At 63.4% G+C, this 20,731-nt stretch carries 26 protein-coding genes; 9 read left to right on the forward strand and 17 right to left on the reverse strand.

What is annotated here, in order from left to right:
• A complete protein-coding gene (locus ACWGTI_RS08170) occupies nucleotides 1-612 on the forward strand; it encodes an HAD family hydrolase (RefSeq protein ID WP_454586636.1) in 612 nt (203 codons plus the stop codon).
• Between the two features lie 20 nt (nucleotides 613-632).
• On the opposite strand, the gene ACWGTI_RS08175 is transcribed toward ACWGTI_RS08170, so the two are convergent.
• Nucleotides 633-1,766: a DNA methyltransferase gene (locus ACWGTI_RS08175; RefSeq protein WP_454586637.1), complete on the reverse strand. Its 1,134-nt coding sequence runs from the start codon at nucleotides 1,764-1,766 to the stop codon at nucleotides 633-635.
• A 189-nt stretch (nucleotides 1,767-1,955) separates the two neighbouring features.
• Between ACWGTI_RS08175 and ACWGTI_RS08180 the strand changes: the two genes are divergently transcribed.
• Entirely contained in the window at nucleotides 1,956-2,642 is a 687-nt protein-coding gene (locus ACWGTI_RS08180) for an HAD family hydrolase (protein WP_454586638.1), read from the forward strand.
• Between the two features lie 6 nt (nucleotides 2,643-2,648).
• Here ACWGTI_RS08180 and ACWGTI_RS08185 read toward each other — a convergent pair whose 3' ends face one another.
• The 7 genes from ACWGTI_RS08185 to ACWGTI_RS08215 form a co-directional block, all read right to left on the reverse strand.
• Nucleotides 2,649-3,086 (reverse strand): DUF1801 domain-containing protein, encoded by a 438-nt coding sequence (locus tag ACWGTI_RS08185; RefSeq protein ID WP_454586639.1) that lies wholly within the window; start codon nucleotides 3,084-3,086, stop codon nucleotides 2,649-2,651.
• A gap of 12 nt (nucleotides 3,087-3,098) precedes the next feature.
• Nucleotides 3,099-3,554 carry a DUF1801 domain-containing protein gene (locus ACWGTI_RS08190; RefSeq protein WP_454586640.1) on the reverse strand — a complete coding sequence of 152 codons (456 nt, stop codon included), beginning with the start codon at nucleotides 3,552-3,554 and terminating at the stop codon, nucleotides 3,099-3,101.
• A gap of 14 nt (nucleotides 3,555-3,568) precedes the next feature.
• Nucleotides 3,569-3,790 (reverse strand): hypothetical protein, encoded by a 222-nt coding sequence (locus ACWGTI_RS08195; RefSeq protein WP_454573815.1) that lies wholly within the window; start codon nucleotides 3,788-3,790, stop codon nucleotides 3,569-3,571.
• Between the two features lie 26 nt (nucleotides 3,791-3,816).
• On the reverse strand, nucleotides 3,817-4,209 hold the full coding sequence (locus ACWGTI_RS08200; RefSeq protein ID WP_454586641.1) for a VOC family protein: 393 nt from the start codon (nucleotides 4,207-4,209) through the stop codon (nucleotides 3,817-3,819).
• A 66-nt stretch (nucleotides 4,210-4,275) separates the two neighbouring features.
• Nucleotides 4,276-4,701, reverse strand: a complete 426-nt coding sequence (locus tag ACWGTI_RS08205) for an SRPBCC family protein (protein ID WP_454573813.1) — start codon at nucleotides 4,699-4,701, stop codon at nucleotides 4,276-4,278.
• Nucleotides 4,698-5,021 carry an ArsR/SmtB family transcription factor gene (locus tag ACWGTI_RS08210; RefSeq protein ID WP_454586642.1) on the reverse strand — a complete coding sequence of 108 codons (324 nt, stop codon included), beginning with the start codon at nucleotides 5,019-5,021 and terminating at the stop codon, nucleotides 4,698-4,700. Before ACWGTI_RS08210 ends, ACWGTI_RS08205 begins: the two co-directional genes overlap by 4 nt.
• Nucleotides 5,022-5,210: 189 nt before the next feature.
• Nucleotides 5,211-5,936 (reverse strand): hypothetical protein, encoded by a 726-nt coding sequence (locus ACWGTI_RS08215; RefSeq protein WP_454586643.1) that lies wholly within the window; start codon nucleotides 5,934-5,936, stop codon nucleotides 5,211-5,213.
• Between the two features lie 128 nt (nucleotides 5,937-6,064).
• Between ACWGTI_RS08215 and thrC the strand changes: the two genes are divergently transcribed.
• Genes thrC through ACWGTI_RS08235 form a run of 4 tightly spaced genes read left to right on the forward strand, consistent with a single transcriptional unit; the run spans nucleotide 6,065 to nucleotide 12,281 of the window.
• Nucleotides 6,065-7,462, forward strand: a complete 1,398-nt coding sequence (gene thrC / locus ACWGTI_RS08220; RefSeq protein WP_454586644.1) for a threonine synthase — start codon at nucleotides 6,065-6,067, stop codon at nucleotides 7,460-7,462.
• Nucleotides 7,463-7,476: 14 nt separating this feature from the next.
• Nucleotides 7,477-8,769 (forward strand): M16 family metallopeptidase, encoded by a 1,293-nt coding sequence (locus ACWGTI_RS08225; protein WP_454573809.1) that lies wholly within the window; start codon nucleotides 7,477-7,479, stop codon nucleotides 8,767-8,769.
• Between the two features lie 20 nt (nucleotides 8,770-8,789).
• Nucleotides 8,790-9,389, forward strand: a complete 600-nt coding sequence (locus ACWGTI_RS08230) for a GNAT family N-acetyltransferase (RefSeq protein WP_454573808.1) — start codon at nucleotides 8,790-8,792, stop codon at nucleotides 9,387-9,389.
• Nucleotides 9,390-9,392: 3 nt separating this feature from the next.
• A complete protein-coding gene (locus tag ACWGTI_RS08235) occupies nucleotides 9,393-12,281 on the forward strand; it encodes an EAL domain-containing protein (protein WP_454573807.1) in 2,889 nt (962 codons plus the stop codon).
• Nucleotides 12,282-12,311: 30 nt separating this feature from the next.
• On the opposite strand, the gene ACWGTI_RS08240 is transcribed toward ACWGTI_RS08235, so the two are convergent.
• On the reverse strand, nucleotides 12,312-12,920 hold the full coding sequence (locus tag ACWGTI_RS08240; protein ID WP_454573806.1) for a YqgE/AlgH family protein: 609 nt from the start codon (nucleotides 12,918-12,920) through the stop codon (nucleotides 12,312-12,314).
• Nucleotides 12,921-13,135: 215 nt separating this feature from the next.
• On the opposite strand from ACWGTI_RS08240, the gene ACWGTI_RS08245 reads away from it, so the two are divergent.
• The 3 genes from ACWGTI_RS08245 to ACWGTI_RS08255 all read left to right on the forward strand — a co-directional run bounded on the left by ACWGTI_RS08245 (nucleotide 13,136) and on the right by ACWGTI_RS08255 (nucleotide 15,097).
• Nucleotides 13,136-13,942 (forward strand): protein-disulfide reductase DsbD domain-containing protein, encoded by an 807-nt coding sequence (locus ACWGTI_RS08245; RefSeq protein ID WP_454586645.1) that lies wholly within the window; start codon nucleotides 13,136-13,138, stop codon nucleotides 13,940-13,942.
• A gap of 109 nt (nucleotides 13,943-14,051) precedes the next feature.
• Complete coding sequence (locus ACWGTI_RS08250; RefSeq protein WP_454586646.1) at nucleotides 14,052-14,528, forward strand: redoxin family protein; 477 nt, start codon at nucleotides 14,052-14,054, stop codon at nucleotides 14,526-14,528.
• An 89-nt stretch (nucleotides 14,529-14,617) separates the two neighbouring features.
• Entirely contained in the window at nucleotides 14,618-15,097 is a 480-nt protein-coding gene (locus ACWGTI_RS08255) for a DUF2938 domain-containing protein (RefSeq protein ID WP_454586647.1), read from the forward strand.
• Nucleotides 15,098-15,106: 9 nt separating this feature from the next.
• Here ACWGTI_RS08255 and ACWGTI_RS08260 read toward each other — a convergent pair whose 3' ends face one another.
• From ACWGTI_RS08260 to ACWGTI_RS08295, 8 genes are all read right to left on the reverse strand, one after another.
• Nucleotides 15,107-15,766: a hypothetical protein gene (locus ACWGTI_RS08260; protein WP_454586648.1), complete on the reverse strand. Its 660-nt coding sequence runs from the start codon at nucleotides 15,764-15,766 to the stop codon at nucleotides 15,107-15,109.
• Nucleotides 15,767-15,861: 95 nt separating this feature from the next.
• A complete protein-coding gene (locus ACWGTI_RS08265; RefSeq protein ID WP_454586649.1) occupies nucleotides 15,862-16,449 on the reverse strand; it encodes a histidine phosphatase family protein in 588 nt (195 codons plus the stop codon).
• A gap of 31 nt (nucleotides 16,450-16,480) precedes the next feature.
• Nucleotides 16,481-17,026, reverse strand: coding sequence for a ribonuclease HI (rnhA, locus tag ACWGTI_RS08270; protein ID WP_454586650.1), 546 nt, complete (start codon nucleotides 17,024-17,026; stop codon nucleotides 16,481-16,483).
• Nucleotides 17,023-17,985, reverse strand: coding sequence for a homoserine kinase (locus tag ACWGTI_RS08275; protein ID WP_454586651.1), 963 nt, complete (start codon nucleotides 17,983-17,985; stop codon nucleotides 17,023-17,025). Before ACWGTI_RS08275 ends, rnhA begins: the two co-directional genes overlap by 4 nt.
• Before the next feature lie 7 nt (nucleotides 17,986-17,992).
• The gene (gene ispH / locus ACWGTI_RS08280) at nucleotides 17,993-19,003 is read right to left on the reverse strand and encodes a 4-hydroxy-3-methylbut-2-enyl diphosphate reductase (RefSeq protein ID WP_454586652.1); all 1,011 of its coding nucleotides are present in this window, start codon (nucleotides 19,001-19,003) and stop codon (nucleotides 17,993-17,995) included.
• A 67-nt stretch (nucleotides 19,004-19,070) separates the two neighbouring features.
• On the reverse strand, nucleotides 19,071-19,826 hold the full coding sequence (locus ACWGTI_RS08285) for an SURF1 family protein (protein ID WP_454586653.1): 756 nt from the start codon (nucleotides 19,824-19,826) through the stop codon (nucleotides 19,071-19,073).
• Nucleotides 19,823-20,209, reverse strand: coding sequence for a DUF983 domain-containing protein (locus ACWGTI_RS08290; RefSeq protein WP_454586654.1), 387 nt, complete (start codon nucleotides 20,207-20,209; stop codon nucleotides 19,823-19,825). The genes ACWGTI_RS08285 and ACWGTI_RS08290 overlap by 4 nt, the downstream gene beginning before the upstream one ends.
• Before the next feature lie 22 nt (nucleotides 20,210-20,231).
• Entirely contained in the window at nucleotides 20,232-20,687 is a 456-nt protein-coding gene (locus tag ACWGTI_RS08295; RefSeq protein ID WP_454586655.1) for a L,D-transpeptidase family protein, read from the reverse strand.
• Nucleotides 20,688-20,731: the final 44 nt, after the last annotated feature.

Here is a 20,731-nt window from a genome sequence, read left to right on the forward strand (position 1 = left end):
ATGACTGAAATCCGCCACATCGTGTTCGACATCGGCCGCGTGCTGATCCACTACGATCCGAACATTCCGTTCAGCCGCCTGATCCCGGATGCCGAGGAGCGCAAGTGGTTCTTCGACAATGTCTGCACGCATGACTGGAACATCGAACAGGACCGTGGCCGGACGTGGGAAGAGGCGGAAGCGCTGCTGATCGCCGAGCACCCCGATCACGCTGAAAACATTCGCAATTTCCGCCGCTACTGGCACGAGATGGTGCCGCATGCCTATGAGGACAGCGTCGCCATCATGCTCGGCCTGATCGAGAGTGGCCACGACGTGACCATGCTAACCAATTTCGCCGCCGACACGCTTGCCGAGGCCCGGCAGCGTTTCGACTTTCTGAGCCGCCCGCGCGGCGTCACCGTCTCGGCCGATATCCGTGAGATCAAGCCGGACCGCGCCATCTACGACCACCACGTCGCCGCGTTCGGCCTCGATCCATCCGCGACGCTGTTCATCGACGACAGCCCCAGGAATGTCGACGGCGCCAAGGCCGCCGGCTGGCAGGCAGTGCTGTTCAGGGACGCAAAAACGCTCAAGGCGGACCTTGAGCGTTTTGGGATCGCAGTCTGAGACAATCGGGAAGTGGCCGATCAGGCCCCTGCCCGCTCCATGCCGAGGCGGGCGATGCGGCGCAGTTCGTCGATCGGGGTCAGGCCGCCGCTGCGCTCATAGTGCCAGAAAGTCCAGCCATTGCAGGCGTCCAGCCCCTGCACCTCGGCGCCGATCTTGTGGATCGAGCCGGCGCTGTCGCCGATCGCCACCGTGCCGTCGGCGCGGACCTTGGCCGCCCAGCGCTTCTTTGAGTCGTAAAGCGTGGCGCCTGGGGTCATCAGCCCGGTATCGATGAGGCTGACAAAGGCGACGCGCGGCTCCGCGCGCTTGCCGGTGAGTACGGTGAGATCGGCGCCTTCCAGCGGACGCACGGCGTCAATGCGCTCATTGGCGGCGTCGATATAGGCCTGCTCGCGCTCGATGCCGACAAAATGGCGGCCGAGCCGCTTGGCGACGGCACCGGTGGTGCCGGAGCCGAAGAACGGGTCGAGCACGATGTCGCCGGGCTTGGTCGAGGCCATCATGATGCGGGCAAGGAGCGCTTCCGGCTTCTGCGTCGGATGCAGCTTGTCGCCATTGTCGTTCTTCAGCCGCTCGCCGCCGGTGCAGATCGGAAACAGCCAGTCGGAACGCATCTGGATGTCGTCGTTCGACGCCTTCATCGCTTCGTAGTTGAACGTATAGCTCTTGCCCTTCTGGTCGCGCGAGGCCCAGATCATGGTCTCATGCGCGTTCTGGAAGCGGCGGCCACGGAAGTTCGGCATCGGATTGGTCTTGCGCCAGACGACATCGTTGAGGATCCAGAAGCCGAGATCCTGCATCTTGGCCCCGACCCGGAAAATGTTGTGGTAGGAGCCGATAACCCAGATGGTGCCATTGGGCTTCAGGACGCGGCGCGCCGCCAAAAGCCAGGCGCGGGTAAAGGCGTCGTAGGCCTCGAAGCTCTCGAACTGGTCCCAGTCGTCGTCGACGGCATCGACCTTGGACTGGTCGGGCCGGTGCAGGTCGCCGTCGAGCTGCAGATTGTAGGGCGGATCGGCGAAGATGACGTCGATGGACTTTTCCGGCAGCCGGTCAAGTGCGGCAACGCAGTCGCCCTTGAGAATCGTGTCCAGCCATTCGGATTGCTGGGGGGCGTGGGAGAGGTCGTCGAGAAGACGCACGGCAGACATGTTTACACCCAAGGCACGCGTTACTGTTTACTCCCCGTTATGGTTACCGATCAGCGTAAATATTCCGTGAAGGGAAGGACCGGACCGATGGTATCGGCCTCGTTCATTTGCGCGAGCCGGCCTGTTGGTGTATGCCGCGCGGCTCAAGCCCTGCCGGGCTTGCCCCTCCTTCCCCTGTTCCGGATTGCCATGCCCCAGCCAGATCTTGTCATCTTCGATTGCGACGGCGTGCTCGTCGATTCCGAAATCATCGCCGCCCGCGTCGAGGCCGAACTGCTGACACTCGCCGGCTTCGAAATATCGGCCGAGGAGATGGCCGAAACCTATGCCGGGCTGACCTTCAAGGACATCATGATGCGGGTCGAGGAGAAATCCGCGATCCCGTTCCAGGCCTCGATGATCGACCGCGCCGAAGAGTTGGTCGACCGCAAATTGCGCAGCGACGTGCGCGCCATCGACGGCGTGCGCGAAGCGGTGGCCTCGGTGACGGCGCCGCGCTGCGTCTGCTCCAACTCGCGCTCCGAGCGGATCGAGTTCATGCTGGAGAAAGTGGGCCTGCTGCCGTTCTTCGCCGGCCGGATCTTTTCAGCGCTGGAGATACCGAGCAGGAAGACCAAGCCCGCCCCTGACGTGTTCCTGGTCGCGGCGGAGAAACTCAATGCCGATCCGGCAAACACCTTCGTCATCGAAGATTCCGTGCATGGCGTCGCCGGCGCCAGGGCTGCCGGCATGCGCGTGATCGGCTTCACCGGAGCCGCGCACAGCTATCCCGGCCATGCCGATGCGCTGACCGAGGCCGGCGCCGAAACGGTCATCCGTCGCTGGGCCGAACTGAAAAGCGTGATTGCCGCTCTGTCGGAGTGGTCGGACGCCTGAGTCAACTCAGTCCTTGGCTTTGGCCGACCTTACTCGCGCCGGTCTTTTCTTTGCCCTATTATAGGCAATAGCGGCGCGGACGAGCGCTTTCAGGGCATCCGCATCGATCTCCTCGCCCTCGGACACATCGATGGCGCGCCACACCTTGCCGTTCAGCCCGTTGTTGAACAGCCCGTCTGGATCCGGCAGGCTGGCGCCGTGGGAAAAGGTAAGCTTCACCTTGTCCTTATGGGCGTTGCCGACGGCGATCATGCCGTCGCACGACCACACCGGGCTTCCCATCCACTTCCACTCCTCGATGATTTCAGGATCGGCGTCGAGGATGGTCTTGCGCAGGCTGGCGAGCGTTTTGCCCCGCCAATCGTCCAGTTCGCGGATTCTGGCGTCTATCCGTGCGGAGGGTGAAGGTCCTGCCTCTGACTTGTTGGCACCGCTGGTCTTCATGGTGTCCTCCGTTCACATCTTCTCGCCGGGCAATTTACTGGCCTGCTTCACCCAGCTGACAAACCTGCCTTCGTCGATCACTTCGCCTTCATGAATGTCGAGATAGCGCACTTCCTTCTGTTTCGACCCGCCGGGAGGAATTGGATCCAGCGACATGCCGCGGAAGAAGGCGACTTTGACGTAGTTGGTGAAGCAATGCAGGCTGAGGAACCAGCCGCCGCCCTCGATCCCGTAGAGCGGCGAGTTCCATTTGACGGCCTTGTAGACGCCGGGGAAGGCACGCTCGATGAGCGCGTCGAGGCGGCGCCCAACACCGCCTTTCCAGCCCGGCATGGCCGCGATATAGGCCTGCACGGGCGCATCCCCATAGGCCTTCGGGATCTGCGGGTTGCCGGCTGAAAGCAGCGCCGGCTTGGCTGGCGCTGGCTTGGCTGGAGCCGGCTTTGCCGCCTTCGATTGTCTGGTCACCCTGGCCTCCGTCCCTACCCCTGCGCGCGCTGCTCGCCACGCGGTCGGGCGACATAGGGCAGCACGAACATATAGAGCCCGCTGAACAGCAGCAGGAAGAGAGGCGGCAACGGCGAATAGACCACCCATGCCGGAGGCTGCCCGAATGCCATTGTGATGAAATTGGCTGCCACGGTCGCCGTAAAGATGATCGACAGCCAACGGTGGGTTTGCCTTATCCACTTGCTCCAGTTCATTGCCACCTCCACCTGAAAACGAGCGCTTACCAGAGCGCCAGCTGGGTGATCTGGATGAGATTGCCGCAGTTGTCGTTGAGCTGGGCAATGGTCGAGCCGGTCACTTCGGTCGGCGCCATGGCAAACGCACCGCCGCGCCCCTTGATGCGCTCATAGTCGCCCTTGATGTCGTCGGTGAACAGCATGATCGCGGGCTGCCCCTGTTTGAAGATGGCCTGCTGGTAGGTTTTAGCGGCCGGATTGTCGTTGAGCGCGAGTTGCAGCTCGGTTCCCTCGGGCTCGTCGGGTGAGGTTACCGTCAGCCAACGAAAAGGCCCATTGCTGAAGTCGGCCTTCACGGAAAAGCCCAGCACGTCGGTATAAAAGCGCAGTGCATTGTCCTGGTTGTCCACATAGACGCTGGCCAGCTTGATCTTCATCGATTTTCTCCTTTGTGCTCGGTGACCCGGCGATCGGGGCATGGCGTTGAATTGTGCCGGCAGGTCTCAATCTGGCTTTGCCAGAACCTGCTCCAGCTTGGTGAGGAATTGCTGCCACCCGGCCCGGGCGCCGCCATAGGCCTGCTTCTGATCGGGACGGAAGCCCGACTGCTCGACGCGCAGATGGGTTCCCGTGCTGGTGGGCGTGAGTGTGAACGTCACCACGCTCTTCAGATTGTAGGCCGCATCCTCATGCGCAAAATCCCAGCTGTAGGACAGCGTCCTGTTTTGCTCGATGGCCAGCACCTCGCAGTCCAGCACGCCGCCCCAGTCGCCGCGAAGATTGAAGCTGTGGCCGATGACGGGCTTGAAATCGTTCTTCATGAGCCATTCCTCCATCAGATGCGGCTGCGTCAACGCGCGCCAGATCTTCTCCGCCGGCCAGGATATGTCCCGCTCGACGACGACGGTGCGCAGTTCCGGCTTGCTCACTGGTCCATCCTTTTCAGCAGGTGCTCGAGATCATCGAAGCGGCTCTCCCAAAACCCGGCCATCTTGCTGGTCCAGTCGTTGAGAGGAGCGAGCGCGCCGGGCTGCGCGCTGTAATGGGTCTGCCGTCCGGCGTGGCGGTCGAGCACGAGGCCGGCCTGTTTCAGGACGCCGAGATGCTTCGATACAGCCGGCTGCGAGACCCCGGACTGCGCCGTCAGCGCCCCCACCGTCTGCTCACCCTGTCGGCACAGGCGCTCAAAGATGGCCCGCCGGGTCGGGTCGGCAAGCGTTCTGAACAGAGTGTCGTGGGCGTCCGGCATCGGGATCAATAACCTGCGAGCTATTGATTGACGTATAACCGCCGAGATATGAATGAGTCAAGTGCCGACAGGATCCAGGCAAACGCCACCTGCCTGCAGGCTCACTCCTGCAGGGCCACGACCAGATCGTGTCGATCTTTCAAAGAGTTGACAGTCACCGTCGCAACAGCGACGCCGCCCAAGCACTGCCTAGTTCGTGGCGGGAGCTCGCTTCTTCTTGCCGGACTTCTTGTCCGCCGCCGGCGCGATCTCGTCGTAGCCGGCATAGACCTGGTAGTCCTTGGCGGAAGGCTCAGGCACGACGACATTGGAATCGGTGAAGACGAACTGAGTGGCGGTCGAGGGATCGCTGACCTGGATCTGATAGGGATGGATCTGCGAATAAAGCACGTCGGTGCCATGCATGACGGCGATGCGGATCGGCATGGTGATTGTGCCGGGGGTGAACATCGGTCCCGGCACGATCTTGCCGGCAACGCCAACCTTCATCGTCAACTGTCCGTTGGCACGGCTGCAATCGCGGCTCACATCGCTGATCGAGGCCTGGTAGATGATCTTGGTCGGATCCTTGTTCGGGTCGACGATGGTGCCATCCGGCGCCGTCTGCGCGGCGGCAGCGGCCTCGGCATCCTGCGCGGTGTCAGCCTTTTTCTTTTTCGACTGCGGCGCACCCTTGGCGTAGGTGTTGAAATAAGCGGTGCCGTCGCGCACCGTCACTTTCGGGCAATAGGCCTGCAACTGGCTGGCGAGCACCTTGGGGTCCTGCGGCGGTATTGGCGCATTCGGGTCGGTCTTCTTGCCCAATCCGAGGTTGAGGATGCCATTGTCGCTCGATTGGCAGCCAGCGGCGGCAAGCATAAAGCCGGTGAGCGCCAGACCCGCGACAAAGCGACGGTTGAACGAATAGAACGCCATGAAACTGCACTTCCCTCTCGCAAAGCTGGTGACCTATAGCAATGGCGCGGCAAAAATGCGACTGAGCCAGCGCAGAAATTAACCACTCTGTGGTGAACGGAAACGCCAAGCGGCAACGGGTCTGTGACATGCAATATGTGAGTACTCGCGGGGAAGCGCCCGCGCTTGGATTTTCCGACGCGGTGCTGGCCGGACTGGCACGTGACGGCGGGCTCTACGTGCCGCGCGAGTGGCCGCAGTTTTCGGCAGCCGAGATCCGCGCCATGCGCGGCCTGCCTTATGCCGACCTCGCCATCCGCGTGCTGACGCCGTTCCTCGGCGGCGAAATCGCCGCACCCGTTTTCGAACGCCTGGTGCGCGAAGCCTATGCCACCTTCCGCCACCAGGCCGTCTGCCCCCTGGTGCAGACCGGCCCTAACACCTTCATCCTCGAACTCTTCCACGGTCCGACGCTGGCTTTCAAGGACGTCGCCATGCAGCTGCTTGCCCGGCTGATGGACCATGTGCTGGCAGAGCGCGGCCAGCGCGCCACGATCGTCGGCGCCACCTCGGGCGACACCGGCGGTGCGGCCATCGACGCCTTTGCCGGCCGCGACCGCACCGATATCTTCGTGCTGTTCCCGCATGGCCGCGTCTCGCCGGTGCAGCAGCGGCAGATGACGACATCGACCGCCGCCAACGTCCAGGCGCTGGCCATCGAAGGCAATTTCGACGATTGCCAGGGGTTGCTGAAGGATATGTTCAACGACCATGCCTTCCGCGATGGAGTGTCGCTGTCGGGCGTCAATTCGATCAACTGGGCCCGCATCATGGCCCAGATCGTCTACTATTTCTCCTCGGCGCTTTCGCTGGGCGCACCCGACCGGCCCGTTTCCTTCACCGTGCCGACAGGCAATTTCGGCGACATTTTCGCCGGTTATGCCGCAAAGAAGATGGGCCTGCCGATAGAGCGACTTATCGTCGCCACCAACGACAACGACATATTGGCGCGCACTTTCGCGACCGGCGAATACCGCACCAAAGGTGTGTTTGCGACGACGTCGCCTTCGATGGACATCCAGGTGTCGTCGAATTTCGAGCGGCTGTTGTTCGAGGCCTCCGACCGCAATGCCGAGACGGTGCGGCGCTATATGGCCGGGCTGAAACAGTCCGGCGCCTTCACCATCGAAACGGCTGAAATGGCCAGGATGCGGTCGGAATTCGACGCCGGCCGGGCTAATATGAGCGAGGTCGCCGCCACCATCCGTTCGACGCTGGAATCAAGCAACTACCTGCTCGACCCGCATACAGCCGCGGCCGTGCATGTCGCCGCCGGCAAGGCTGACGGCGCAGTGCCGATGGTGGTGCTGGGCACGGCCCACCCGGCCAAGTTCCCGGCGGCTGTCGAAGCCGCCTGCGGCGTGTCGCCGGCCCTGCCTGCATGGCTGGGGTCGTTGATGTCAGCCGACGAAAAATACACGGTACTTCCATCCGACCTGAAAATGGTGGAAGATTACGTGAGCCGCCACTCAAGGGCAGCGCGTTAGGGAGTAATTGCCATATGGGTGTTGAGGTAAGCCGTCTGTCGAACGGCCTGACAGTCGCCACCGAAACCCTTCCAAGCCTCGAATCCGTTGCCCTTGGTGCCTGGGTCAAGTCGGGCGCTCGCAATGAGCGTGACGAAGAGCACGGAATGGCCCATTTGCTCGAGCATATGGCCTTCAAGGGCACGAAAAGGCGTACCGCCTTCGAAATCGCCTCGGAAATCGAGGATGTCGGCGGCGAGATCAACGCCGCCACCTCAGTCGAGACGACATCCTACTATGCCAGGGTGCTGTCCGACGACGTGCCGCTGGCCGTCGATATCCTTGCCGACATCCTGCAGGAGTCCGAATTCGACCCGCAGGAGCTGGAGCGCGAGCAGCATGTGATCCTGCAGGAGATCGGTGCCGCGCACGACACGCCCGACGACATCGTCTTCGACCGTTTCACCGAGACGGCGTTCCGCCACCAGACGATCGGCCGCTCGATCCTCGGCACGCCGGAAACCGTCAAATCCTTCACCTCCAAACAGCTGCACGATTTCATCGAACGCCAATATGGCGCCGAGCGCATGGTGATCGTGGCCGCGGGCGACATCAAGCACGACAATTTCGTGCGCGAGGTGGAAAAGCAGCTCGGCGGCTTCCGCAGCAAGGCCGACAGCACGATGCCGCAATATGCGCAGTATGTCGGCGGCGATTTCCGCGAGGATCGCGACCTGATGGACGCGCAGATCGTGCTCGGCTTCGAAGGCCGCGCCTATCACGTGCGCGACTTCTACGCCTCGCAGGTGCTGTCGATGATCCTCGGCGGCGGCATGTCTTCGCGCCTGTTCCAGGAGGTGCGCGAAAAGCGCGGCCTGTGCTACTCCGTCTATGCCTTCCATTGGGGCTTTTCCGATACCGGCATTTTCGGCGTCCATGCCGCGACCGGCCAGAGCGACATTGCCGAACTGGTGCCTGTCATCATCGACGAATTACAGAAGGCCGGCGAAAACATCCTGCAGGAAGAACTCGACCGGGCGCGTGCGCAATACCGCGCCGGACTGATCATGTCGGCGGAAAGCCCGGCCAGCCGCGCCTCACAGATCGCCAGGCAGTTGCTTCTGTTCGGCCGGCCGATCGCCAAGGAGGAGTTGATGGAACGGCTGTCGGCGCTGACCATAGAGCGGCTGACCGACCTGTCGTCACGGCTGTTTTCGACCAAGCCGACGCTGACCGCCGTCGGCCCCGTGGGTACGCTCGCGCCCTATGAGGCGATCCTCGATTCGCTTGCGGGCACGCACACCACGGCCCGCAAGCTCGCCGTCTAAGCCCCCTCAAGGCGCGCCCCGTGTTCGCGCTCCCTTTCTTTCGCCGTGACCTGCCGGCACTGAAGGGCGACCGGGTCACGCTGCGCGTGCCCTACACCAACGACTATCGCGAATGGTCGGCGCTGCGCGGCGAAAGCCGCGGCTTCCTCGAACCGTGGGAGCCGCGCTGGACGCCCGACGAACTCGACCGCACCGCCTGGCGGCTGCGCATCGGGCGCTACCGCGAAGACTATGCACAGGGAACCGCGATCGCCTTCTTCATCTTCGAGAAGGCGAGCGGCAAGCTTGCCGGCGGCATTACGCTGGGTAACATCCGCCACGGCGTCTCGCAAAGCGGCCATGTCGGCTACTGGATCGGCGAGAGGTTTGGCGGCCGCGGCCTGATGACCGACGCGGTCAAGGTCGTCTGCCGCTTCGCCTTTGATACGCTGAGGTTGCACCGGATCGAAGCTGCCTGTATTCCCGACAACGCGCGGTCGATCCGAGTGCTTGAAAAAGCCGGATTCCGGCGCGAAGGACTTTTGCGATCCTACCTCAGGATCAATGGCATCTGGCAGGACCACTACCTCTACGCCCGGATCGCGGACGATCCGCCGGGCGGCGCTGGAACGAAGGACTGATTTTTGACGAATTTCCTGCGAAACGGGTCGCTGTTGGCCTTCGTTCTGGCGGCTGTCGTCACGCTATGCGCGGCGCTCCCGGCCTTCGCCGTCGAACCGATCAAGATTGCCCGCGACGACGTCGCGCTCGACCTGTCGCGCGCCGTCACGATCTACCCCAACCAGGGCGAAAACTTCCAGGTGTCGACTGCGCCCGGCCCCGACGGCATCGTGCGGCGCATCGAGGTCGAGGCCAATAACGCGCGCTCGAGCGGCGACTGGGCGGTGTTCGCGCTCGCCAACACCACCGACCAGCAGCTCGACCGGCTGATCGTGGCGCCGCATTTCCGGCTGGTGAATTCGGGTATCTTCTGGCCCGATCTCGGCGCTACCCGCATCGCCGCAATCACGCCCAGCGAAGGCTTTGCGCTCGACCGCCAGTCGAGCCCCGACGCCGATGTGTTCCGGGTGACGCTGAACCCGGGAACGGTGATCACCTTCATCGCCGAACTCGCCTCGCCCAAGCTGCCCCAAGTCTATCTCTGGGAGCCGGAGGCCTACAAGGACTCGGTCAATTCCTACACGCTGTTTCGCGGCATCGTCATCGGCATTGCCGGCCTGCTGGCGCTGTTCCTGACCATCCTGTTCGTGGTCAAGGGAACCTCGATGTTCCCGGCGACCGCGGCCCTCGCCTGGGCAGTGCTTGCCTATATCTGCGTCGATTTCGGCTTTCTGAACAAGATCATAGAGATATCGCCCGGCAATGAGCAGATGTGGCGAGCGGGAACGGAGGTGGCGCTTGCGGCGACCTTCGTGGTGTTCCTGTTCGCCTATCTCAACCTCAATCGATGGCACGGCCATTTCAGCTATGGCGCGGTGGTCTGGATCCTTGGCCTGGTGCTGATCGCGGGTGTCGCCATCGTCGATCCGGCCGTCGCCGCCGGCATTGCCCGGCTGTCCTTCGCCGCCACCGCGCTAACCGGGCTCGGCCTGATCATCCTGCTCGGTATCCGTGGTTACGATCGAGCTATCATGCTGGTGCCCAGTTGGGTCATGGTGCTGCTCTGGCTATGCGGATCGTGGATGGCGATCACCGGCATGCTCGACAACGACATCGCCCAGCCGGCCCTGGGCGGCGGGCTGATCCTGATCATCCTTCTGATCGGCTTCACCGTCATGCAGCATGCCTTTGCCGGCGGCGCGCTGCATCAAGGCCTGTTCTCCGATCTCGAGCGCCAGGCGCTGGCGGTGGCGGGCTCCGGCGACACGGTGTGGGACTGGGACGTTCTGCGCGACCGCGTCGTCACCAAGCCCGATGTCAGCATTCAGCTTGGCCTTGCGCCCAACAGCCTGGGGGGTGCCGCCCGCAACTGGCTGCCGGTGCTGCATGCCGACGACCGCGATACCTTCCGCACCACGCTCGACGTGGTGCTCGAACACCGGCGCGGCCGGGTGTCGCAGAATTTCCGCCTGCGCGGCGCCGACGGGCATTACCACTGGTTCTTGCTGAGGGCGCGGCCGGTGATCGGCTCGGACGGCGAAGTGATTCGCTGCGTCGGCACCATGGTTGACGTCACCGAGCAGAAAAAGTCCGAGGAAAGGCTGCTGCACGACGCCGTTCACGATAATCTGACCGGGCTGCCCAACCGCGAACTTCTGATGAACCGGCTGGAAGCCATCATCTCGATCGCGCGCACCGAAGAGAAGGTGCGCCCGACCGTCTTCGTCATCGACATCGACCGGTTCAAGCAGGTCAATGACGGGCTCGGCATCTCGGCCGGCGACACCATCCTGCTCACCATTGCGCGCCGCCTGCATCGGCTGCTGAAGCCGAAGGATTCGCTGTCGCGCTTTGCCGGCGACCAGTTTGCGCTGATGCTGCTGTCCGAACAGGACCCTGCCCGTATCGCCGCGGTGGCGGACGCCATCAAGCACGCCATCAACAACCCGATCACCTTCGCCAAGCGCGAGATCGTGCTGACTGCCTCGATCGGCCTGATCACCTGGACTTCGGCGCAGACTTCGGCCGAGGACATGGTCAAGGACGCCGAGCTTGCCATGCACCAGGCCAAGCGCTTCGGCGGCGACAGGATCGAGCCTTTCCGGCCGGCCTTCCGCACCGTCGGTACCGACCGTCTGCAATTCGAATCCGATCTGCGCCGCGCCATCGAGCGGCGCGAGTTCACCCTTGCCTACCAGCCGATCGTGCGGCTGGAGGATGGCAGCATTGCCGGCTTCGAGGCGCTGCTGCGCTGGGACCACCCGCGCCGCGGCATGATCCCGCCGGGCGATTTCATTCCGGTCGCCGAAAGCTGCGGTCTGATCGTACAGCTCGGCCTGTTTGCCATGCAGCAGGCGGCCGAGGACCTCGCCGGCTGGCAAAAGCAGATCGGCGACACGCCGCTATCGGTGTCGGTCAACCTGTCCAGCCGCCAGCTGATCCGCCGCGACCTAGTCAGCGATGTCCGCTCGGTCATCGCGCGGGCCAATCTGAAGCCGCGCTGCTTCAGGCTCGAACTCACCGAATCGCTGGTGATGGACAATCCCGAGCAGACCTCGCATGTGCTGACCAAGCTGAAGCAGCTCGGCATCGGCCTGTCGCTCGACGATTTCGGCACCGGCTACTCGTCGCTCGCCTATCTGACGCGCTTCCCCTTCGACACCATCAAGATCGACAAGAGCTTCGTCGACGACGCGACGCCGAAGCGCGCGGTGCTGCTCAAATCCATGGTCAACATGGCGCATGAGCTCGGCCTGTCGGTGGTGGCCGAGGGTATTTCCGACGAAAGCGATGCGCTGGAACTGCGCCAGATGGGCTGCGAATACGTGCAGAGCTTCATGTTCGGCGCCCCAATGCCCGGCGATCAGGTGCTGAAGGCGCTGAAAGAGCAATACCCGATGACCCAGGCTTAGGGCCGTTTGGCCTTTGGGTCAGCTGATAGGTCAGGCGTGCCCCGCCGCGAGGCTCAAATGCGCCAGGTCGATGCCGATGGTGGCCAGGATACGGTCGTATTTGCGTTCGATGTCGGTGTCGAACAGAAGCTCCGGCGTCGCCGGGCACGTCAGCCAGCCATTTTCGGCGATCTCGGTCTCCAGCTGGCCGGCGCCCCAGCCAGAATAGCCGAGCGCCATCAGCGCGCGCCGCGGGCCGCGACCGGACGAGATGGCGCGCAAGATGTCGACGGTCGCGGTGAGGCAGATATCATCGGAGACGGTGAGCGAGGATTCCACCCGGTAGTCGCCGGAGTGCAGGACAAAGCCGCGGCTGCGGTCGACCGGGCCGCCATTGCGCACGACGAAGTCGCGGGCCTGCGCCGGCAGCCTGATCGCCTCCTGCTCGTTCATGATGCCTAGCTGCACCAGAAGATCGGGAAACAGCATCTGCTGCGTCTGGTTGATGATCAGGCCCATCGCGCCTTCGTCGCTGTGCGCGCAGATGTAGATGACCGAGCGCGTGAAGCGGTCGTCCTTCATGCCGGGCATGGCAATCAGGAACTGGTCGTCGAGAAAGCCGCGTCCGCCGGCCGTCTTCTTGTGCCGCAACAAGTCCATGGAGGGGAGCGTAACGCGTTTCCGGGACGCCGAAAAGATGCGCCGCGCGCGATTCGCCCAAAGCCCAATAGCTGGAGCAACGGATTCCCGATTGCCAACTTAATCCGGCTGATCGCTTGAACTCGACTGTTCCTCGCCCGAAAGTCACGCAAATATGATACGCAGAGCGCCATGAAAACATTGCGCGGCCATGAACTGACGATCAAATCACCGCCATGCAAAGCTTGAAAATCCTGCTGCTCGGCGCCGCCATCGGAGGCGGAGCAGCTCTTCCCGCCGCGGCTTCCTCTTCGGACTGGTACAACAGCGAAGGCGGCAAGGTACGGCTGGTGACATCAGGCAAGGCCGACGACGCCGGGCGCATCCATGGCGTGCTCGACATTGCGCTCAAGCCCGGCTGGAAAACCTACTGGCGCGATCCGGGCGACGCCGGCGTGCCACCGCAGATCGACGTGTCGGCCAGCACCAACATCACCGATGCGGCGTTTTCCTTCCCGCCGCCGCAGCGTCATGACGACGGCTATGGCAAGTGGGCCGGCTACAACCATCCGGTTTCGCTGCCGGTGACATTCACCCTGTCGTCGCCTGGGGATGCGGCCGTCATCGATGCCGACATCTTTCTCGGCATCTGCGAGACGATCTGCATTCCGGTGCAGACGCGGCTGAGCGTCGATCCCGCCGCCGATCCCGACAATGCCGAGGATGCGGCCCTGGTGAAAGCGGCCCTTGCAACCTTGCCCGCCCCCGCCAAGGCCGATTTCGGCATCAAGGTCCTGCCCGGCAACCACGAGACGCTGATCGTCGAGGCGACCTTTCCCGGCGATCCGGAGGCGGCGGATTTCTTCGTCGCCGGCGAACGCGATTACATGTTCGGGGCGCCTGCGCGCAGCGAAAAGGACGGCCGGCTGGTGTTTACCGTACCGATCCTCGACCGGCCGTCGACGACACCGACCGATGGGGGGTTGTATTACACGCTGACAAGTGCGGAAGGCGCGGTCGAGGGCGTTTTGCCTTTCCCTTGATACATACCCGATCCAGGCTTTCCCTTGATCCAGGCCTTGTCGGCGGTTGCGGGAGATGCCTGATTTCGCTATCGCAAGAAACCTTCCCTGCTTTCACACGAGGACCATCATGACGATTGCCGTTGGCGACAAACTACCAGATGCGACCTTCAAGGAAATGACCGCCGACGGCGCCAAGGTGATCACCTCGGCCGAGATTTTTGCGGGCAAGAAGGTGGTGCTGTTCGGCGTTCCCGGCGCGTTCACCCCGACCTGCAGCAACAACCATCTGCCGGGCTATCTCGAGAACCACGACGCCATCCTGGCGCGCGGCGTCGACACCATCGCCGTCGTCTCGGTCAACGACGTCCACGTCATGGGCGCGTGGGCGAATTTCACCGGCGGTGAAGGCAAGATCCTCTATCTGGCTGATGGGAATGGCGACTTCGCCAAGTCGGTCGGCCTCGATTTCGTAAGCAACGATATGGGGCTACGCGCGAGACGCTTCTCGATGATCGTCGACAATGGCAAGGTCACCGCGCTCAATGTCGAGACCAAGCCCGGTGTCGACACATCCGGTGCGGCTCACATTCTGAGCCAGCTCTAAATAGCGGCAGCCGCGTGGGGCTATGCGCGCCATGGCCTGACCATCGCGCGCTTCCTGCCGGACTGCCTTGCTTTTGGGGGATATCGACGATGTTTGCCATCATCTGGCGCAGTGTTGCGATCGGCATCGGCGCCACGGTGCTGATGGACCTCTGGGCGATGTTCCTGCATCTGGCGTTCGGTCAGCCGCGGCCGAACTGGGGGCTGCCCGGCCGCTGGGTCTGGCACCTCAAGGACGGCAAGGTCTTCCACGATGATATCGCCAAGGCCGCGCCCTATGCGCACGAGCACGCGCTGGGCTGGGCCTTCCATTACTTCACCGGCATCGTCTACGGCGTCATCCTGGTGGCGCTGGTGGGCAGGGCGTGGCTGGACGCACCGACCTTCCTGCCGACCTTCATCCTTGGCATGGTCACCATCGGCGCCGGCTGGTTCCTGCTGGCGCCCGGAATGGGCGCCGGCTGGGCGGCTTCAAAGCGCCCCAACCCGATGCAGATCCGCGCCTTCAACGTGATCTCGCATACGGTGTTCGCACTCGGCCTTTACGGCACTGCCCTGCTGATCCGCTGAGGACAGGTTCTATTCGCTGATCGCGCGCGGCTTCATCGCGGCTACGGTGTCGACGATCTCCTGACGCAGCACGTTTTTCTCCGCCTCGAACTGCTCCCGCGTGATGCTGCGACCGCCGGTGGCGGTGACGCCGAATTCTTCCAGCGCGAATTCATAGCGCGCCTTCCATCGGACCACGTGCCCGGTCATTGCCTGGGTAAGCGCCGGTACCGAACCCGGATGTGCCGGCAGGCCGCATGATTGCGTGGTCCGCGCATCAGCCGCCAGCATCACAACATTCCAGTCGTCGAAGCCGACGAGATCCATCTGGGCATAGAGGAAGGCGCCATGTTCGCCGTCCCAGATCGACTGGTCGATGACCAAAAAGGGCGCGGCCCGGCAATAGCCGTTGCGTGCCGCCATCTCGGCGTTGAAGGCCTCGGTGCGCTGCTGAAGCCGGTATCTCGCCGCGGCGAAAAGGGCGATGTAATCATCCGCCGTGCGCATGATGTTGCGCTGGTCGTCCGGTGCGATGCCGGCCTCACGCAGGAAGGAACCGATCTTCGGATCGTCCCAGAGCTCTTTTGAGAAAACGCGCGTCACGCCGTCGGCATCCGGCGTCGGACGCATCATTTTCTTGAGATCGGCAAAGCTGTGCTGCTGCTTGCCGAAAGTCCTGCGTCCGAACATCGCCGCGCCTCACCGCCAGGATCGATTGCGCCGTTCTATCACCCAGGGATGAAATCGACTTTAAGCCAAAGCCTAGAATTGCTGGCTTCCGGCCATCAATTACCGTGGCGCGGCTTGTCTATCGGCCACCATCCGTGGACGACGCGGCGTAGGCCGACATCGTAGGCGAAGCAGTTGCCGCCGCCGGCCGGCTGGTCCGCCTCGCGGCTGATTTCGCGACCACTGAGCGAAAGCAGCAGCAGGGTTCCGACGCCGCCATGGCCGACGAAGGCAATATCGCCACTGCCGGCGGTGCCGAGCACCGTTTCGACCTCGCTGACAATGCGCTGCTGGGCATCGATGGCGCGTTCCCAGCCGCGAATGCTTTTGTGCGGGTTGGCGAAGAACTGGTCGGCGACCGCTTCGAACTCCGGCGGCGGCAGGAAGCCGGTTGCCGACCGGTCGTTCTCATGCATGCGTTCGCGCAACTCGACCGTAAGGCCGAGATGCCTGGCCAGTATCTCAGCGGTTTCGATCGCCTTGCGCTCGGTCGACGCGACGACGCGGCGGATTGGGCCGACCCATGGTTGGTCGAGCATGGCTGATGCCCGCGCCCGTCCGATCTCGGACAGCCCCCATTCCGGCACGGGAACGTTGGCATCGATCTGAACCTGGGGATGGGTGATGTAGTATGCAATCGGCACGGGTGAGATCTTCCTGCCGGGAAGCCTGAACTCAATAGCTCTGGGTCGAGCGCCGTGCTCTTGGGGCCGCCGGCTGCGTCGCCGGCGCGGCCGGCTTCAGCGCCGCTGCGGGCTTCGGCGTTGCAGATGCGGCCGAGCCCTTCTTGAACGGCGCCATGCCTTCCCTTGCGAGTTCGTCGGCGCGTTCGTTCTCGGTGTGGCCGGCATGGCCCTTGACCCAGTTCCAGGTCACCTTGTGGCGCCTGTTGGCCTCGTCCAGCGCCTGCCACAGCTCACCGTTCTTGACCGGCTTCTTGTCGGCGGTCTTCCAGCCGTTTTTCTTCCAGCCATGAATCCATTTGGAAATGCCGTCCATGACATATTTGCTGTCGGTGTGAAGCTCGACGGCGCACGACTCCTTCAACGCGTTCAGCGCCGAAATGGCGGCGAGCAGCTCCATGCGGTTGTTGGTAGTCTCGGCCTCGCCGCCCGACAATTCCTTGGTCTTGCCGTTGAAGCGCAGGATCGCGCCCCAGCCGCCGGGACCTGGATTGCCCGAGCAGGCGCCGTCGGTGAAGATTTCAACCTGCTTGGTCATGTCAGTCCATATTCCGAAGGGGATCTGATCGCGCGATGGAAGCGCATGCGGCGGATATATTCTGTCGGATCGCGCTTCATGACCAGCCCGCCATCGGGAACGGTCAGCCAGTCATAGAGCCGGGTCAGCATGAAGCGCAGCGCCGAGCCTCGCGCCAGCATCGGCAGCGCCGCCTTCTCGGCAGTGCCCAACGGCCGCACGCTCTGATAGCCGGCCAGCAGCGCCGTGCCCTTGGTGAGATTGAAGGAGAAATCCTTCTCGAAACACCAGGCGTTGAGGCAGGTGGCGACATCATAGGCGTAGAGGTCGTTGCAGGCGAAATAGAAGTCGATGAGTCCGGACAGTTTCTCGCCGAGGAAGAAGACATTGTCGGGGAACAGATCCGCATGGATGATGCCCGTCGGCAGGTCCTGCGGCCAATGACGTTCAAGATCGGCGAAATCGGCATCGACCTCGGCCGCCAGCCCCGGCTCGACCTCGTCGGCGCGGTCGCGTGAGGCGTTCCAGAGCTTGCGCCAGCCATCGATGGCGAGCGCGTTGTCGCGGGTCATCGCAAAGTCCTGGCCGGCCAGATGCAGGGCGGCCAGCGCCTTGCCGACCTCTGCACAATGCGCCGCTGTCGGCCGCCGCAGCGACAGGCCCTCGAGGAAAGTGATGATGACCGCGGGACGGCCGGCCAGCGTGCCGATGACGGTGCCGTCATGCGCGGTCACCGGCAGCGGACAGGAAATGCCTTTGCGGGCGAGATGGCCCATCAGGCCGAGAAAGAACGGCAGGTCGGCCTTGTCGACGCGCTTTTCGTAGAGCGTCAAAATGTAGGAGCCGCTCGATGTGTGCAGCAAAAAATTCGAATTCTCGGTGCCTTCGGCAATGCCCTTGTAGGACAAGAGTTCGCCGACCGGATAGGCCTTGAGGAACGCGCCTAGTTCGCCCTCGTTGACATCGGTGTAGACCGCCATGTTCTGTTCACGCGGCTCCGTTGACGAAGGCCATGTCGGCCCGCGTCAGTTCGACATCGCGCAGAACCCGCATGACTGGAAAATCCTCCGTTTCGGTCGCCGTGATCGCGAGATCGATGGTCACTTCGAAGCGCTGGCGGAAAGCGTCGATGATCTCGTCGACGATGATCTCCGGCGCCGACGCGCCGGCCGACAGGCCGAGCGTCGAGATGTCGGCGATGTCATTCCATGGAATTTCGGAAGCGCGCTGTACGAGAAGCGACATGCTGGCGCCGGCGCGCTCCGCCACTTCGACAAGACGGCGCGAATTGGAGGAATTGGGCGCGCCTACGATCAGATAGAGATCGGCGCCGGCGGCGGTTTCCTTTACCGCTTCCTGGCGGTTGGTGGTGGCGTAGCAGATCGATTCGGCGGCCGGCGCATTGAGCTGCGGGAAGCGCTCCTGCAGCACGCGCAGGATGCCGGCGGTGTCCTCGACCGACAGCGTCGTCTGGCTGACAAAGCCGAGCGCTTCGGGGTCGGCTGGGGCGAAGGTCGCGGCGTCGGCCTCGGTCTCGATCAGCGTGACGGCGCCTTCCGCCAACTGGCCCATGGTGCCGATTACTTCGGGGTGCCCGGCATGGCCGATCAGAAGCACATGGCGGCCGAGCCGCTGGTGGCGCATCGCCTGCTTGTGCACCTTCGACACCAGCGGACAGGTGGCGTCGAGATAGAAGAGTTCGCGCGCCTGGGCGTCGGCCGGCACCGATTTCGGCACGCCGTGGGCCGAAAACACCACCGGCGACTTGCGATGCTCGGCCGGGATCTCCGACAGTTCCTCGATGAACACCGCGCCAAGGCTTTGTAGGCCCTCGACGACATAGCGGTTGTGCACGATCTCGTGGCGGACATAGACCGGCGCGCCGTATTTCTTCAGCGCCAGCACGACGATCTGGATGGCACGGTCGACGCCGGCGCAAAAGCCGCGGGGCTGGCAGAGCCGGATCGTCAGCGGAGGCTTGGTCTTGGTGTGAAGCATTTAATCCGGGCCGTTGTTCAGAGGCGAAATGAGGTCTGCGCCCCCACCCTGTCAAGGGCAGCTGACATCATTCGGGCTTTGCCGGACGGCGCAGCCTGATGATCAGCACCGCCGCGAGAGCGGCTGCAAGGCCGTACCAGGTGAAGGCATATTGCAGATGAGAATTCGGCAGATCGATGATGGTGACGCCGCCGACCGGCAGCCCACCGGGGTTCGGCGACTCGTCGGCGTCGATGAAGATCGGGACCAGCACGGCACCGGCCGGCAGGCCGGCGCTTGCCGCCATCGCATCGCGGTCCTTCCAGTAGAAGATGTTCTTGGCCACGTCATTGTCGGGCAGCATCGTCGACGGCTTGGCCGGCAGCGGATTGCGCGCCAACCCGGTGACCGTAACCTTGCCGGTGACCTGCCCTTGCGGCCGCTTGGCGGCATCCTTGAGATCGTAGGGCACGAAGCCGCGGTTAATCAGCACGAAGCGGCCATCGTCGAGCGCCAGCGGGGTGTAGACATTGAAGCCGGCATCGCCGTCCCAGGTGGCGTAGAAATGCCGCTCGCCCGAATGCAGGAATGTGCCGCTGACGGTGACCGGCGTGTAGTCGACATCGCCGGTGGCGGCGAATTCCTTCTCGACATCCGCCAGCGGGCGCGGCACTGAGTGGGTGCGCTGGTCGATGGTCTGCAGCAGGCCTTCCTTCCATTGCAGGCGCTGCACCTGCCAGGTGCCGAGCCCAAGCAGGATGACGAACAGCACCAGGCCGAGGCCGAGCAGCAACGCCGTCTTCGGCCGCGAACGGCCGGCAGTCCTGGCCAGTGCCTCGCTCATTGCTCGCGATCCAGCCGGCCTTCGGCCGCCTTGTTGGCGTATTGCAGCGTCAACAGCACGCCCTTGATCAACCTCAGCGCCGTCAGGCACAGCGCCACCGCCAGCGGTATCCAGATGATGAAATGCAGCCAGAGCGGCGGGCTCAGCGTCACTTCCACCCACAGCGCCAGCCCGACGATGATGAAGCCGATGATCAGGATGACGAACACCGCCGGACCGTCGCCGGCATCGGCGTAGGAATAGTCGAGACCGCAATTCATGCAGCGCTTGCCAACGGTCAGGAAGCCGGAGAACAGCCGCCCTTCCCCGCAACGCGGACACCGGCCGTGCAGGCCGGCCGAGATCGGCTCGATGGGTGGCCAGATCGCCCTATCTTCACTCATGGATAGCGTCTTCGGTCATGTTCTACGGCTCGATTTCTATCGGCGTTCCATCCGGCACCATAGTCCAGATTTCATCCATGTCGGAGTCGGTAACCCCAATGCAGCCATCGGTCCAGTCGACCAATTGAAGCAGCCAGCCCCACCAGCCGAAGCCGTTGGGCTGGCCATGGATCATGATGTTGCCGCCGGGATCCATTCCGGCGGCTTTTGCGGCCTCGACCTGCGCGGCGTTGGGATAGGAAATGTGGATCGACTTGTGGGCGACGCTGCCGGGATTGCGCCAGTCGAGGAGATAACGCCCCTCGGGCGTGCGCTCATCGCCCTCCCGGCTTTTTTGCCCAACAGGATCGCTGCCGAGCGCAATGCTGTATGTGCGCAGGACCTCGCCGGCGCCGATCAGATGCAGCCGCCGCTCCGACTTGTCGACGCGCACGAGATCGATGCGTTCGGGGGCAAAGGCCGTGGTGGGTAGGATCATGCAGATCGCCCAGAAAATCGTCAGCCGCATCGGCTACCGATCGG

Source organism: Mesorhizobium sp. ArgA1 (genome assembly GCF_053714375.1).